The sequence below is a fragment of the Chryseobacterium sp. DZ-32 genome (assembly GCF_059587025.1).
On the sequence record NZ_JCAIOM010000013.1, the window covers coordinates 142,945 to 156,824 of the forward strand.

At 37.4% G+C, this 13,880-nt stretch carries 13 protein-coding genes; 2 read left to right on the forward strand and 11 right to left on the reverse strand.

The window, feature by feature from the left end; all coding sequences use genetic code 11:
* Positions 1 to 137: 137 nt before the first annotated feature.
* The 5 genes from AC59HC_RS15785 to AC59HC_RS15805 all read right to left on the reverse strand — a co-directional run bounded on the left by AC59HC_RS15785 (position 138) and on the right by AC59HC_RS15805 (position 4,931).
* Entirely contained in the window at positions 138 to 509 is a 372-nt protein-coding gene (locus AC59HC_RS15785) for a hypothetical protein (RefSeq protein WP_496558967.1), read from the reverse strand.
* Positions 510 to 590: 81 nt separating this feature from the next.
* A complete protein-coding gene (locus AC59HC_RS15790) occupies positions 591 to 950 on the reverse strand; it encodes a hypothetical protein (protein ID WP_496558968.1) in 360 nt (119 codons plus the stop codon).
* A 233-nt stretch (positions 951 to 1,183) separates the two neighbouring features.
* On the reverse strand, positions 1,184 to 3,307 hold the full coding sequence (locus AC59HC_RS15795) for a cation:proton antiporter (protein ID WP_227942038.1): 2,124 nt from the start codon (positions 3,305 to 3,307) through the stop codon (positions 1,184 to 1,186).
* A 6-nt stretch (positions 3,308 to 3,313) separates the two neighbouring features.
* Positions 3,314 to 3,880, reverse strand: a complete 567-nt coding sequence (locus tag AC59HC_RS15800; protein WP_202838963.1) for a hypothetical protein — start codon at positions 3,878 to 3,880, stop codon at positions 3,314 to 3,316.
* 142 nt (positions 3,881 to 4,022) lie between these two features.
* The gene (locus AC59HC_RS15805; protein ID WP_227942036.1) at positions 4,023 to 4,931 is read right to left on the reverse strand and encodes a DMT family transporter; all 909 of its coding nucleotides are present in this window, start codon (positions 4,929 to 4,931) and stop codon (positions 4,023 to 4,025) included.
* 255 nt (positions 4,932 to 5,186) lie between these two features.
* Between AC59HC_RS15805 and purE the strand changes: the two genes are divergently transcribed.
* The gene (gene purE / locus AC59HC_RS15810) at positions 5,187 to 5,690 is read left to right on the forward strand and encodes a 5-(carboxyamino)imidazole ribonucleotide mutase (RefSeq protein ID WP_330747223.1); all 504 of its coding nucleotides are present in this window, start codon (positions 5,187 to 5,189) and stop codon (positions 5,688 to 5,690) included.
* A 50-nt stretch (positions 5,691 to 5,740) separates the two neighbouring features.
* On the opposite strand, the gene AC59HC_RS15815 is transcribed toward purE, so the two are convergent.
* From AC59HC_RS15815 to ahcY, 6 genes are all read right to left on the reverse strand, one after another.
* Positions 5,741 to 7,300 carry a BspA family leucine-rich repeat surface protein gene (locus tag AC59HC_RS15815; RefSeq protein WP_496558969.1) on the reverse strand — a complete coding sequence of 520 codons (1,560 nt, stop codon included), beginning with the start codon at positions 7,298 to 7,300 and terminating at the stop codon, positions 5,741 to 5,743.
* A gap of 16 nt (positions 7,301 to 7,316) precedes the next feature.
* On the reverse strand, positions 7,317 to 8,876 hold the full coding sequence (locus AC59HC_RS15820) for a BspA family leucine-rich repeat surface protein (RefSeq protein WP_496558970.1): 1,560 nt from the start codon (positions 8,874 to 8,876) through the stop codon (positions 7,317 to 7,319).
* Between the two features lie 338 nt (positions 8,877 to 9,214).
* Positions 9,215 to 9,607, reverse strand: coding sequence for an inner membrane protein YiaA (yiaA, locus tag AC59HC_RS15825; RefSeq protein ID WP_089790546.1), 393 nt, complete (start codon positions 9,605 to 9,607; stop codon positions 9,215 to 9,217).
* 362 nt (positions 9,608 to 9,969) lie between these two features.
* A complete protein-coding gene (locus tag AC59HC_RS15830; protein WP_202838967.1) occupies positions 9,970 to 10,767 on the reverse strand; it encodes a hypothetical protein in 798 nt (265 codons plus the stop codon).
* A 120-nt stretch (positions 10,768 to 10,887) separates the two neighbouring features.
* Positions 10,888 to 11,685, reverse strand: coding sequence for a hypothetical protein (locus AC59HC_RS15835; RefSeq protein WP_496558971.1), 798 nt, complete (start codon positions 11,683 to 11,685; stop codon positions 10,888 to 10,890).
* Positions 11,686 to 11,787: 102 nt separating this feature from the next.
* Positions 11,788 to 13,101, reverse strand: a complete 1,314-nt coding sequence (gene ahcY, locus AC59HC_RS15840) for an adenosylhomocysteinase (protein ID WP_123843016.1) — start codon at positions 13,099 to 13,101, stop codon at positions 11,788 to 11,790.
* A gap of 167 nt (positions 13,102 to 13,268) precedes the next feature.
* Here ahcY and AC59HC_RS15845 point away from each other — a divergent pair, with 167 nt between their 5' ends.
* A complete protein-coding gene (locus tag AC59HC_RS15845; protein WP_216444136.1) occupies positions 13,269 to 13,787 on the forward strand; it encodes a pyridoxamine 5'-phosphate oxidase family protein in 519 nt (172 codons plus the stop codon).
* Positions 13,788 to 13,880 lie beyond the last annotated feature (93 nt).

A 13,880-nucleotide genomic window follows, 5' to 3' on the forward strand; every position in this document is an offset into this window, starting at 1 on the left:
GCCCGTTTAAAAATAATTGTCAACTCAATTGGCTTTAGCCGAAGCTTAATTTTAGGTTTTCGGCTAAAGCCAATTTTATTTTGATTGTTCACATCGGGCTAAAGCCCGATCCTATTGATAATGTAATGCTTTCATGATTAAGGATTTTTAACCACCTCAATATTATCCTTTTTATAATTGTATTTAATATAACTTCCTAAAGCGGTTGATAAAACAGAAAATTCTTCCAGCGATGTAAGTGGAGCATAGAGTTTAAACGTACAAATGTCCGTTGCAGAAATAAAAGGATTGGTTACTAAATGGCTGTGGGTAGACATAGTTACCGTTCCTCCATTTTCTAAGGCTGTAGAGGTTGGAATAAGTCTTGAGTGAAATTTTTTATGGGAAATAATATTCCCTTTTTTATCCGAAACAAAAAGATAATCATTTCCGAAAGGAATTATACCAGACTGGGCAGTACCAGGTATCAAATACACCTTATAGTTTTCATTAAACGGAATAATAATCATATTAAGACTATATCCCTGTGGTACCGTTACCGCATACTTTGAATCGGATAACTGCGGAATAATGGCAGAACGGATATTTTTTTAAATACTTTCAGTTTCATTAAGTCCTCTTTCTTTAAAATTTTCTTTGACAGGTTTTGTCTGGTTATTTTTGAAAGACACTTCTGCAATAATCATATTACCTGCTTTATTAAGAAAGGAGGTTTTGATGGTATCGTTTTTCTGGTACGTGATATAGCTTCCTGTATTTTCAGCAAGTCTTTTATTGCTGCCTACAAGATCTCCCGCATGCCATGATGCATTTTCGTAAGAATAGAGTAGGTTTCCTTCAGTTTTGATAGAATCCAGTTTTTGTTTCAGTTCTTTATCCGAAAGGGTAAGGTTTTGTGCAGAAAGAATGATGGACACAAAAAAGAAGAGAAATCCGATAATTTGTTTCATAGGTTATTTTTTTGCCAAAATACAAAATTCAATAGGAACGGGCTTTAGCCCGTTTAAAAATAATTGTCAACTCAATTGGCTTTAGCCGAAAACTTAAAATTAAGTTCGGTTAAAGCCAATTTTATTCCTATGGAGCCCGACGCTATTGATGATTTAATTGTTTAATCATAACGAAGAATTAATTATTCGCAGAGAAGAAACTTCCGGCACCCTTCTTCCTTCTTCCAGCCTTTTTATTTAAAAATCTTCTGAATCACATTTCCAATCTCCACAAAATCCCCGTGATTTCCTACAGAACGTATTTCCGGGCTGTTTTTGTCATACTCCGAGAAAGGGAAAATCAGAAGGTAATTATTGTCTTTCAGATTCCTGTTCAGCAGTTCAGGGATCAGTCTCATTCTTGGAATATATGACTTCATACCGCGCTTGGCCATCAGAATAATCAAGGCTTCATCATCTTTCAGCTGTGCTGCGGTTCTTTCTCCGTCCTGCCATGTGCTCATGATAATGAATTCAGCTTCTATATTGGCTTTTTTAATGATTTTCTGAAGAATATCAATAATGTTTTCAGGAGCATAAAAAACAACTGTAGCTCCGGAATTTCTGGCAATATTCCATACCCTCAGCAATGCATGGAAGAATCCTGCTTCCTGATGAGCATTTTCGGGAATCATCACCGCATACTTCTTAATGGTGGAAAGCGGTTGCGCAGCATGGTAAACCAGTACATTCACATCATCATTCTGAAGATAACCGTTATAAAGATTATATACAAAAGAAGGGGAGAATCCTTTTTCGTCTTCCAATCCGATGATAAGATCTGTAATTTTCTGTTCTTTAATCACATTATTGACCCCGTTGATGACATCATTGTCATATCTTTTTAAAGCCTGTAATTTCACATCTGCCGCTGCGGCTGCATCTGCTGCCTGGTGAAGAAGTTTCTCCGCATTCTTTACCGAAGATTCATTTTTGTCTTCGTTGATGACATTCAAAGCAAAAAGATCTTCTGTATTGGAATGTGCTTTGATCAGAATTCCCAGATTCACCATTCTCTCAACAGTGGCTTCATGGTTGATGGCTAAGAGAATATTTTCTTCTTCGTGGGTATTTCCGGAAACAGTATCTTCGTTATCACTCTCAGCAATTTTCTGAGCGCTCGCCATGGAAATAAATGAAGAGATGGTACATGAAATCAGGATCAGGAGAATACTTCCGTTCAGTACATGTTCGTTTAATAATCTTACAGGTTCTCCGGTTTCGGTTTCAGAAAGGATGATGTTATATCCAACCATTACGGAAGCCAGTGTTGCTGCTGCCGAAGCAGAGCTTAATCCGAAGATCAGTTTTCCTTCCTCTTTGGTCAGCCTGAATGTTTTCTGAGTGGCAACCGCAGAAAGATATTTTCCTCCGATAGAGGCAACCAGCATAATTCCGGCAACTTCAAGTGTTTCCCAGCTTTTAAAGAAAACTTTAAAATCAATCAGCATTCCTACACTGATCAAAAAGAACGGGATAAATATGGCATTTCCTACAAACTCAACCCTGTTCATCAAAGAAGAAGTGTGAGGGATAAGTCTGTTTAACGCCAGTCCGGCAAAGAATGCTCCGATGATAGCTTCTACACCAGCCAGTTCAGCAAGCATAGCAGCCAGATAAATCATAACCAGTACAAAAATATACTGTGAAATTTTATCATCCACTCTTTTGAAAAACCATCGTCCTATAATAGGGAATACAATAAGTACAATAAGGGCAAAAACGACAAAAGAGACCGATAATTTAACCCAGAATTCTGTTCCCACATCACCTTGAGACATTCCCACAATCACAGCAAGTACCAATAAAGCAAGAATATCCGTGATCATCGTACCGCCAACGGTGATGTTAACTGCTTTATTTTTCGCAATTCCCAACTTACTCACCAATGGATAAGCGATAAGTGTGTGAGACGAAAAAAGACTGGCAAACAGAATGGAAGTCAGCATAGAGAAGTGTAAAATATAATATCCTCCCAGATATCCTAGTACAAAAGGAACTGTAAAGGTATAGATACCAAAGGTGAGACTTTTCCATTTATTCTTCTTAAAATCCCCCATGTCGATCTCAAGACCTGCCAGAAACATAATGTAAAGAAGCCCGGTGGTTCCGGTTACTACAATACTGCTGTCTCTGGATAATACATTGAATCCGTTCGGACCAATAATCGCTCCGGCAATGATAAGTCCCAGGAGATGAGGAACTTTAATTTTATTAAGTAGCAATGGTGCTGCAAGGATGATGACCAGTACCAACAGGAATTTCAGTACCGGATCTTCTATGGGAAGACTCAGGTTGTGTATACTCAGTAAAATCATATGTGTTTATTTTGTGGAACGTACTAATTCAACAGAGAACTTGGCGGTACAGCCATCAGAGGTAATGGTTCTGGTTCCTTTGATCTTGTTGTCCGAAATATCATTAAGAAGAACGCTCATTTCTACATTCTTTTTGGCCGTAGAATCGGTTTTGAAGGACAGTCTGATCTCATTGTTTTCAAACTTGCCTGTATAAAGCCTTACCAGATTATTATTGTTGATGATTTTGGTAATAGGCTGGGTAGAATCATTATCAAATTCCCAGATATCGGTACGCTGGTCGCCTACAGCATATTCGCTGCAGTTGGATTCTGTACAGATTACTTTACCGTTCCATGGTCCGGAAATTTCTGCAGGCCATGCAGCGGTGATCACTACAGAATCTTTTTTCGCAAAAATACTGTCTCTCATTTTCAGCAGAGACTGATATTCGGATTCTTTTTTTGCGAATACTTTTTCTTTCTCTAATAATTGTTTTTCCCTGTCTGTCAGGTTCTTTTCCTTCTCTTTGTAATCACAGCTTACCAATAGAAAAGTGGCAGCCAGCAATAAAAAAAATGTGTTTTTCAGCATATTGTATCGGTTGGAGTATACAATATAAGAAAAAATGAAGGAAATAGAAAATCCCCATATAACGGATCTGCTTTTAATTCTATTTAATACATTAAAAAGCAACGGAATAGATGGGTTGAAATAATGAATATTATTTTCTGATTTACGACTCGATTCTCTGTTTTTTAAACATGGCCGGATTGTAATTGATCACAAAAACCCCAACAATAATAAGTATGGCAGCAATGATGAATTTGGCAGAAATTTTTTCATCAAGAATCAGCCAGCTTAAAAAAATGGAAATTACCGTATTGATGTAAGCCAATATGGATACCTGAACCGGAGAAACTTTGGTCAATGCATAATGAAAAGCAAAAAATGCAGCTACAGAGCCGAAGCACGATAAATAAAGCATCGCAGAAATACTTTTCAGGCTCCAGTTTCCGAAATTATAGTCTTCTGAAAAAAGGAAGGCAAAAATAATCTGGATAATTCCCGCAAAGGCAAACTGGTAAAAGAGGTTCAGTGAGATATTCCCGCTTTGGATGTTCAGTTTTTTGGTGAAAATAGTTCCTGAAGCCCATCCTGCAATGGCAATGAATAAAAATAATATACCCAGCGCATAATCCGGGTTTTTCAGATCATTGATACCATCCCAGAAAATAAAAAGAATGCCGCTGAAACACAGAACAACTCCTGTAAAAGCCCGCCAGCTGAATTTCTGCAGACCTAAAGCCATACTTCCGAAAAACACCAGGATAGGAGAGCAGGCACTTATCAGTGAAGTAAGGCTGCTGGTGACTTCCTCTTCCGCCACTGTAGTCATTCCGTTTGCAATCACAAGCATTAATAAAGAGAAGATAAACTGGTATTTCAGGCTTGTCCAGCCTATCCATTTGAATTCTTTTCTATAGGTAAGAATAAGGAACATGATTATGGCTGCAAGGAATTGACGTATTCCTGCTACAAACCAGGCGGGTATTGTTTCTACCGCAACCCTTATCGATAAAAACGTAGTACCCCAGACAATAGCAACGGTACATACAGCCAGTGTAAGTTTATAATCTTTCAATTTAATGTGGTGTAACAACAAATATATCTATTTTCCCAGGAATTGTTATGGATACAGATGTTGTAATTTATAGGAGTACAGATGAAAAATCTGAGCCAAAAAGATCTTTATTTATTCTTTACATTTTAAATGGAAGATCTATTGAAAGATTAAATTATTTTAGGAATTATAATCATAAATCGTTTCCCGGATTTTTTGTAGTCTTTCCTCTTTACATTTTTATTTTTTATCTTTGAACATCTAATAAAATTGAAGATGGTAGGAATTATTATGGGCAGTCAGAGTGATCTGCCGATTATGGAACAGGCTGCAAATTTTCTTAAAAGCCTCGATATCCCTTATGAGTTAACAGTAGTTTCAGCGCACAGAACACCGGAAAGAATGTTTGATTATGCAAAAACTGCTCAGGAAAGAGGTCTGAAGGTAATTGTAGCAGGAGCAGGAGGAGCAGCACATCTTCCGGGAATGGTGGCAAGCTGTACTACACTTCCGGTAATCGGGGTTCCTATTTTGTCCAGTAATTCTATAGACGGATGGGATTCTGTTTTATCTATCCTTCAGATGCCCGGTGGGATTCCGGTAGCTACCGTAGCTTTAAACGGAGCTTTGAATGCCGGGATTTTAGCTGCAAAAATTTTAGGAAGCGGTAATGAAGAAATCGCTGCAAAACTTCAGAAATACCAGGATTCTTTAAAAGATAAAGTTCTGGGAACTGTGGATGATATTAAAGCACAGCACCCAAATCATTTTGATCAATAATTTATTTCAACTCAAAATAGAAGCCTCACTTTTCAGCGAGGCTTTTTATTTTATTTTTTAATGAATTTTGAAGAAATGGTCTGATCTTTCAAAATGAGCTGCAAAATATAATTTCCTTTCGGTAACGATCCTATATTGATCATTTCTTTATTTGGATTTCCTTCCAGTACCAGTCTTCCACTTGCATCAAAAATTCTGTACTTTTTAATGTCACTTAGTCCTTCAATATGAATATCATCCACAGCGGGATTAGGATATAGTGAAAGTTTTTTATTCAGTCTGACTTCTGATGAGGACAGTAAACAGTTTCCTACCGTATCACCAGACATCGTCCATCCTTTATTAATAAGAATATCCCTTTTATCTGTTGCATTGGAAGCATAAGTCAAAGGGGCTACAATGTCTAAATCAACATTATTGGCAGTATCAGGATTATCTGCCCATCCTGCCAGTGTTTTACTGAAATTTTCACAATCCATTCCTGTCTGCATCAAAGCCTGGGCCCCGTTATTAACGCTGGCAAGATTCCAGCTTGCAAGGGAATGATTAAAGTTGGGTGTTTCCTTAAGAATCTGGTCTATTCTGGTAACCTTGGTCATATCCCAGTTTTCAAGGGAATGACTATAGGCCGTGCAGCCATGAATAGCATGTGCCATATTGGTAATTTTAGAAGTGTTCCAATGGTTTAAAGATTGGTTAAAGGCAGAATCAAAATGGAACATAAAACGGATGTCTTCAAGGCTTGAGGTATCCCAGTTATCCATTGGTTGATTATAGTTTGGGCAAAGAGCAAACATCCATTTCATATCCGTTACGCTCGAAACGTTCCAGTTGTTTAAGGTCTGGTTAAAATGTGCTCTTCCCGCAAACATAAAACTGAGATCAGTTGCAGAGGACATGTCCCAAGTATTAAAATAAGGAGGATTGAACTGATCAGAAACTGAGCTGATAACGGTGTCAAAGATCAGGGCAAACATGAATCTGAAATGCTTAACCTTAGAAGTATCCCAGTTTTGCATGGAGCTTGCGCCTGTAAAGCTTTTTGTACCATAAAACATATAAGAAGCATCTTCAACATTACTTAGGTCGGGAATGTCTGTAGCCGTGATCTGAACAAGTTTACATTGGCTGAAGGCATTGTTCATCGATGTCCACACAATGTTTCCCCATTGTTCTATTTCCAGGATCTTATCAGCGCTTCCGTTGACCTGCCAGATCGGGAAAATCTGATCCGGAAGCTGAGTTTCCTGTACATCTCCGAATTTTATCTGTTGAAAAACGCCATTTCCGTTACTTACTTTTACTCTGTATTTGGCATCATTTTTTTCTGCGATCGACGTACCAAAGTCAATAAGAACCTGTTTTGTGGAGGTTACGTCGAGGAGGGAACCGCTGTGTTGGGGATATCCTACTTCTTCCCAATAGATATCATAGTTTTCACCAATTCCTGGAAACCATATCTGTTGGGAACTTGCCTGATAAGGAGCACTTACAGTAATTGGCTGTGTTATCGTGGAAGCGGGTTTCCAGATCGTGATAAATTCATTCTGGGCTTTAGCCATGAATACCAGTGTAATACAAAAGCTTACCAAAAAATTTCTGAGTAACATAGGGAAAAATTTATGGTTATTTTTTAATGAATTTTGAAGAAACCGTTTTTTCTTTCATGACAAGTTGTATCACATAATTTCCTTTTGGCAGAGTGCTTACATTGATGATATCATTATTAGGATTTCCTTCTTTTACAAGTCTTCCGCTGGCATCATAAATTTTATATGCCTTAATATCAGCTATTCCATCAATGTGAATATCATCCACTGCAGGGTTAGGATAAAGCAGAGGCTTTTTGTTCAGCTTTATATCCGATGAAGATAATAAGCAACTTCCTGGAGTATCACCTACAAATGACCACCCTTTATTGATCAGAATATCTCTTTTGTCTGATACATTGGGAGCATATTTTAGTACTGTTAAGGAACCTAATGAGATATTGTCCGCTGTATTGGGGTTTTCTGCCCATCCCACGAGTGTTTTGCTGTAATTTTCACAATTAAGTCCTGACAGTGTTAAAGAGCCTGCACCATTAATAAGTGAAACCAAATTCCAGTTTCCTAATGGCTGATTATAATTCGTTGCACCATTCAGTATATCATCGATTCTCTTTACTTTGGTCATGTCCCAATTTTCTAAAGACTGATTAAAGGATGTACAGCCATGGAATATATGAGCCATATTGGTCACTTTTGAAGTATTCCAGTTTAAAGGCTGATTGAAGACAGGAATCATGTGAAGCATAAAGTGCATATCTTCAAGGCTTGAGGTATCCCAGTTATCCAGACGTTGATTAAAACTTAAACACTGCCCGAACATCCAGCTCATATCGGTCACCTTGGAAACGTCCCAGCTATTAAGAGACTGGTTAAAAACTTTTCTGTTTCCAAACATATAGCTGAGGTTGGTAGCAGAAGACATATTCCAGCTGTCAAGATAAGGCGGGTTGAATTGCTCAGTCAGCCCGGCTGCTGGGGGCGTATCAAATAAAAGTGAAAACATAAAGCTGAAATTCTTAATTTTCGATGTATCCCAGTTTTGCATAGAACTGGCACCCTTAAAGCTGGTTGTGCCATAAAACATGAAAGAAGCATCCTCCACATTATTAAGATTGGGAGTATCGGTTGCCGTAAGCTCCATAAGCCTGCACAGGCTGAAGGCTCCGTTCATCGTAGTCCATGAAATATTACCCCATTGCTCTATTTCCAGTATTTTATCTGAACTTCCATTGATCTGCCAGATAGGAATGATTTGCTCAGGACCAGGAAATAATTGAGCAGTTCCGAATTTTATCTGCCTGAACATTCCGTTACCATTCGTAACTTTCACCCTGTATTTGGCATCATTTTTTTCTGCGATTGATGTACCAAAGTCGATAAGAACCTGTTTTGTGGAAGTTACATCGAGGAGGGAGCCATTGTGCTGAGGATAGCCCACTTCCTCCCAATAAATATCATAATTATCGCCAATCCCGGGAAACCATATCTGCTGTGTGGTTGCCTGATAGGGAGCGTCTACATTTACCGCCGGTAATACAGTAGAGGCCGGCTTCCAGATAGTGATAAATTCATTTTGTGCCTTTGCGAGAAATAGTAACAAAAGAAAAATGAGTGTTGGAATTTTCTTTAGAATCATGGTTATCGTTTTATGGGTATTAGTTGTTGTCTTGGGCTATTGTTTAATAAATAGAAAGGAGAGATCCTCTTATCCGCCAGAACTTGTTGCTGAACGGATATGGAATTTTGATCATGTTCCTATATGACTTTACCGGAAGTGTTTTTTGCGAAATGAAATGATAATATATGGAGAGAAAAAAGTGAAAATTTTTGTGCATGTCATTAGTTTGTGAAATAAGCACAGCTAAAATAGCAAAAAACTTAATATATTTTTAACTTAAATGTAAAGTTTGTAGTAATTTATAAATTTCAATGAGATTATTTAAATAAAAAACTCTCCGTTTTGGAGAGTTTGCTTTATTCCTGAATCATATTATCACGGGTGTTTTTCTGCACTGCGATGGCTCCGAAGAGTGCCAGTAGAAAGGCAAAGGCATAAAAACCTTTTTCACTTGGAAGGATGGTGGCATTCCAAAGTCCGATGGCCAGTAGTACAATAGATGATAATGTTGCAAACCAGCAGATTCCATAATAAATATCGGTCACCTGAATGTTTTCTAATCTGTCACGTACTGCTTTCTGTAACGAAACCACAGCAAATAAGCCATAAAGAAGGATGGTAAAATAATATCCTTTCTCATTCAGCAGCATTTCTGCTCTTGCAAGACCGACAATAAAGCCGATCATTCCTGCTCCCAATGCTACCCACGACGCAGCCACAAATGCATTTGATACTCTTTGTTTTTTCATAGTTTAATGTTTTGTTTAAGAGGGCTAAGATATTCATTTTTTATAAATAGAGCTCTGACAAAGGGAAAATATGGGAAAAATACTGGATAGAAGGATGAAGTAGGTGTATGTTTCAGGCTCCCTTCGTCTAAACTCAGGATATAACCCGTTACCATTGAATAATATAAATCTATTCATCATTCATCACTCATCATTTATCAATTATAATTCATCATCTTCTCCTAGCCCCGATAGCAGCGTTTACCCCGAAGCATGAGTGGGAGAGTTGGTGGGTAAGAGGCTGGGGCAGGTTGGAGCGAGGAGTATGAGCGGATAGCGGGAATCAGCTCATAAAAAAACTCTCCAAAATGGAGAGCCTTGTTTTACAGAGTGATATATTCGTAAGTATATTTTGCATAATCATTATTATCCAGTTTTACCATGACCTGAGTTGGCAGTTGATTACTATTATATTCTATCTGATAGGTAAAATTCATAATTTGACTCCAGTTTCCAGTGCCATCTTTGCCACTTATTTTTACTGTGGTATAATTATTTTGACTTAAAAACTCTGCTCCTCCCATAATCATTCTAAAATATTTGCCCATCAAAGAATAGGGATTTACCTTATTATCATATGAAAATTCTTTTTTATTAGTATGTGGACCGCCGATACCATCACTAACCGAAATTTCTTCCGAAACATTATCACCACTATAAGTATATGACATGGTAGACGGAATGGGACAACTGGAAGACTCACAAGTAGAAGTAGCAGTAACTTTACCATAAGTATAAGTCATTGTTGTATTATAGTGAGTATCTGGATCTATTTTCTTGATCATCGTAAGCTGATCACCATTATAAGTAAAGGTTTTATAATAAGCTACGGTACCATCTGCTTTCTGGTAAGTGATTTTTGAAGGTTTTCCGGCACCATCATATTCCAGAACGGAGGTTGTAGTTTCTGATGTAATTTTAAGTAATTGTTTCTGACTGTTATAATCTAATTTTGTAATACTGGTGTGCGGCCCGGAGGGACTTGTATAATAAACTGTAGTGACTTTACTTAATAATATTTGAGAATCAGAAGGATTGGGTTCATTATTTTCGTCATTATTGCTACTGCAGTTGAGGAATAAAAATGAGCTCATCAACCCGATAAATAATTGGTTTTTCATGTATTTAAAAGTTTTATTAAATAAGGATTAAATATATTCATTATTTATAAAAACAGGCTTAATTGATGACGAATATATCAGATAAAAAAACTCTCCAAATTTTGAAAAGTTAAAGCCTTATTATTGAGTGATATATTCGTAAGTATACTTCGCTGAAAGATTTCCGTTGGCTTCTTTTGAAATCACCTCAGTAGGATAACCAGCGCTGTTGTATTGAATGGTGGAAGTTCGGGTTTGATTTTGTGTCCAGACTCCATTACTTTTATAGCTGATTTTTTCCGACAGATAATTGTTTTGACTTACAGCGTAGGCTCTTCCCATCATAATTTTTAAATATTTGTTGATATTGATGTATGGGTTCTGTTTATCATCATATGAGTAAACAATTTTTGTGCTGTAGCTGGATCCTCCACCTTCTGAAATTTCTGTTGAAATATTGTTTCCATCATAAGTATAAGTATCCACGATGGGGTTGGAACAGGCTGGTGACTGGCAAAGAGATGAAGAAATTACCTGTCCGTTGGTATTATAATTATAAGTAATGGTTCTGTTATAATCCGGATTAGTAGTATAAATGGCTTTAACCGTCGTAAGCAGATCTCCATTGTAACTATATGCTGAGTAATAGTCTACCGTACCATCTGGTTTATAATATGTGGTTTTAGTTGGTTTTCCGTTACTGTATTCAAACTTGGAAGTTCCTAAAGCTGACGATGTTTTGATAAGTTCACCCTGATTATTGTATTCCAGAGTTTGTATGCTTGTCTGCGGCTGCAATGGATTGTCATAATAAACTATTGTGACTTTGCTTAATAATACTTTAGAAGAGGTATTGTTTCCCTCATTATCATCATTACTGCTGCAGCTGTTAAAGAAGATTACAGAGCCCGCGAGCCCCAGAAATAAGAGTTTTTTCATGTTATTTTTTTAGTCGACAAAAATAAGAAATGCTTTATATGCTGCATAAAAAAATCCCACTATCTTACCAATAGCGGGATCATATCATGTTTTGTTAAGATCTTAGTATCTGTAGTATTCAGGCTTGAATGGCCCTTTTACGTCTACACCGATATACTCAGCCTGCTCAGGAGAAAGAGTTTCAAGCTCCACGCTTAATTTCTTAAGGTGTAAAGCAGCTACTTTTTCATCCAGGTGCTTAGGAAGCATATATACTTCGTTTTTGTAAGCTGCAGAGTTATTCCATAGTTCGATCTGAGCTAACGTCTGGTTAGAGAAAGAGTTAGACATAACGAAGCTTGGGTGGCCAGTAGCACATCCTAAGTTAACCAATCTACCTTCTGCAAGGATGATTACTTCTTTTCCTTCGATTGTATAGATATCCACCTGAGGCTTCACTTCAGATTTAGTATGACCATAGTTTTTGTTCAACCATGCCATATCGATTTCATTATCGAAGTGACCGATATTACAAACGATCGCTTTATCTTTCATTTTAAGGAAGTGTTCTCCTCTTACGATATTGAAGTTACCTGTTGTAGTGATGATGATATCAGCATTGTCTACCACAGTATCTAATCTTTTTACTTCATAACCGTCCATAGCAGCCTGAAGTGCACAGATCGGGTCGATTTCCGTAACAGTAACGATAGAACCAGCACCTCTGAATGAAGCAGCAGTACCTTTACCTACGTCCCCGTATCCGCAAACTACCACTCTTTTTCCAGCAAGCATTACGTCTGTAGCTCTTCTTACTGCATCTACAGCAGATTCTTTACATCCGTATTTGTTGTCGAATTTAGATTTAGTAACCGAATCATTTACGTTGATGGCAGGCATTACTAAAGTTCCGTTCTTCATTCTTTCGTAAAGTCTGTGAACACCTGTAGTGGTTTCTTCAGAAAGACCTTTGATATCCTTTGTGAACTCAGGGTATTTATCAAAAACCATGTTTGTTAAATCTCCACCATCATCCAGAATCATGTTTAATGGCTTTCTGTCTTCACCGAAGAATAAAGTCTGCTCAATACACCAGTCAAATTCCTCTTCATTTAATCCTTTCCACGCATACACCGGAATTCCAGCAGCAGCAATAGCAGCAGCAGCGTGATCCTGTGTAGAGAAAATATTACAAGATGACCATGTAACTTCAGCTCCTAAAGCTACAAGAGTCTCGATAAGCACAGCCGTTTGGATGGTCATGTGAAGACATCCTGCGATTCTTGCTCCTTTCAGTGGCTGAGATGGTCCGTATTCTTCACGGATAGCCATCAAACCTGGCATTTCTGCTTCTGCAAGGGTAATTTCTTTTCTACCCCATTCTGCAAGGGAGATATCCTTAACTTTATAAGGAACGTATTGTGTTGTAGTACTCATATGTAATGAATAGTTTTAAAATTCAATTGATAACGAAAGGCAAAATTACGATTTATAATTAAGATATAAAAACGGCAAACCAAGTTCGGTTTTATGAGATTAAACATGGATTAATGTTATTTAGTCTTAATATAAATAACTAATTTTATCTGATAAACAAATATATTATGAATCAAACCCATACAGAAAAGAAAATCAAACCTGTTGCTCCCAAAGTACAGGAACTGATCAATGCTTCAAAAAGTGTAATTCTTGCTACTGTTGATGCTGAAGGAAATCCTAATTCAAGCTATGCACCTTTTGTACAGGTTGATCAGACATTCTATATTCTGGTATCTTTCATGGCAAAACATACTAAAAACCTTGCAGACGGAAGAAAAACATCCATTATGTTTATTGAAGATGAATCTGCCACCAAACAGATCTATGCCCGCGAACGTCTGACCATTGAAGCAGCCACTTCTCAGATTGAAAGAGATTCTGAAGTATGGAATGCTGTTGTTGGGAAACTTAGAGAAACTCATGGCAAAGTAGTAGAGGTAATTTCCGAAATGGGAGATTTTATTTTAATTGCATTGCAGCCTGTAAAAGGCTCTTATGTAAATGGTTTCGGAAGTGCTTATTTTGTAAATTCAAAACTTGAAATTATAGAGCACAGAAATGATGTGAATCATCAGTCTAAATAATTAGCTGGAAGATGGAAGAATGATGCTGGAAGTTATAAAGATTAAGGAAACAAAGAGTTTGTTTTTTCCTCAACGGAAAATTATTTTTACGAT

Coding starts and splice junctions, on each gene's coding strand:
- AC59HC_RS15785 (WP_496558967.1), bottom strand. CDS start 509: ATGATTATTATTCCGTTTAATGAAAACTATAAGGTGTATTTGATACCT.
- AC59HC_RS15790 (WP_496558968.1), bottom strand. CDS start 950: ATGAAACAAATTATCGGATTTCTCTTCTTTTTTGTGTCCATCATTCTT.
- AC59HC_RS15795 (WP_227942038.1), bottom strand. CDS start 3,307: ATGATTTTACTGAGTATACACAACCTGAGTCTTCCCATAGAAGATCCG.
- AC59HC_RS15800 (WP_202838963.1), bottom strand. CDS start 3,880: ATGCTGAAAAACACATTTTTTTTATTGCTGGCTGCCACTTTTCTATTG.
- purE (WP_330747223.1), top strand. CDS start 5,187: ATGGTAGGAATTATTATGGGCAGTCAGAGTGATCTGCCGATTATGGAA.
- AC59HC_RS15815 (WP_496558969.1), bottom strand. CDS start 7,300: ATGTTACTCAGAAATTTTTTGGTAAGCTTTTGTATTACACTGGTATTC.
- AC59HC_RS15820 (WP_496558970.1), bottom strand. CDS start 8,876: ATGATTCTAAAGAAAATTCCAACACTCATTTTTCTTTTGTTACTATTT.
- yiaA (WP_089790546.1), bottom strand. CDS start 9,607: ATGAAAAAACAAAGAGTATCAAATGCATTTGTGGCTGCGTCGTGGGTA.
- AC59HC_RS15830 (WP_202838967.1), bottom strand. CDS start 10,767: ATGAAAAACCAATTATTTATCGGGTTGATGAGCTCATTTTTATTCCTC.
- AC59HC_RS15835 (WP_496558971.1), bottom strand. CDS start 11,685: ATGAAAAAACTCTTATTTCTGGGGCTCGCGGGCTCTGTAATCTTCTTT.
- ahcY (WP_123843016.1), bottom strand. CDS start 13,101: ATGAGTACTACAACACAATACGTTCCTTATAAAGTTAAGGATATCTCC.
- AC59HC_RS15845 (WP_216444136.1), top strand. CDS start 13,269: ATGAATCAAACCCATACAGAAAAGAAAATCAAACCTGTTGCTCCCAAA.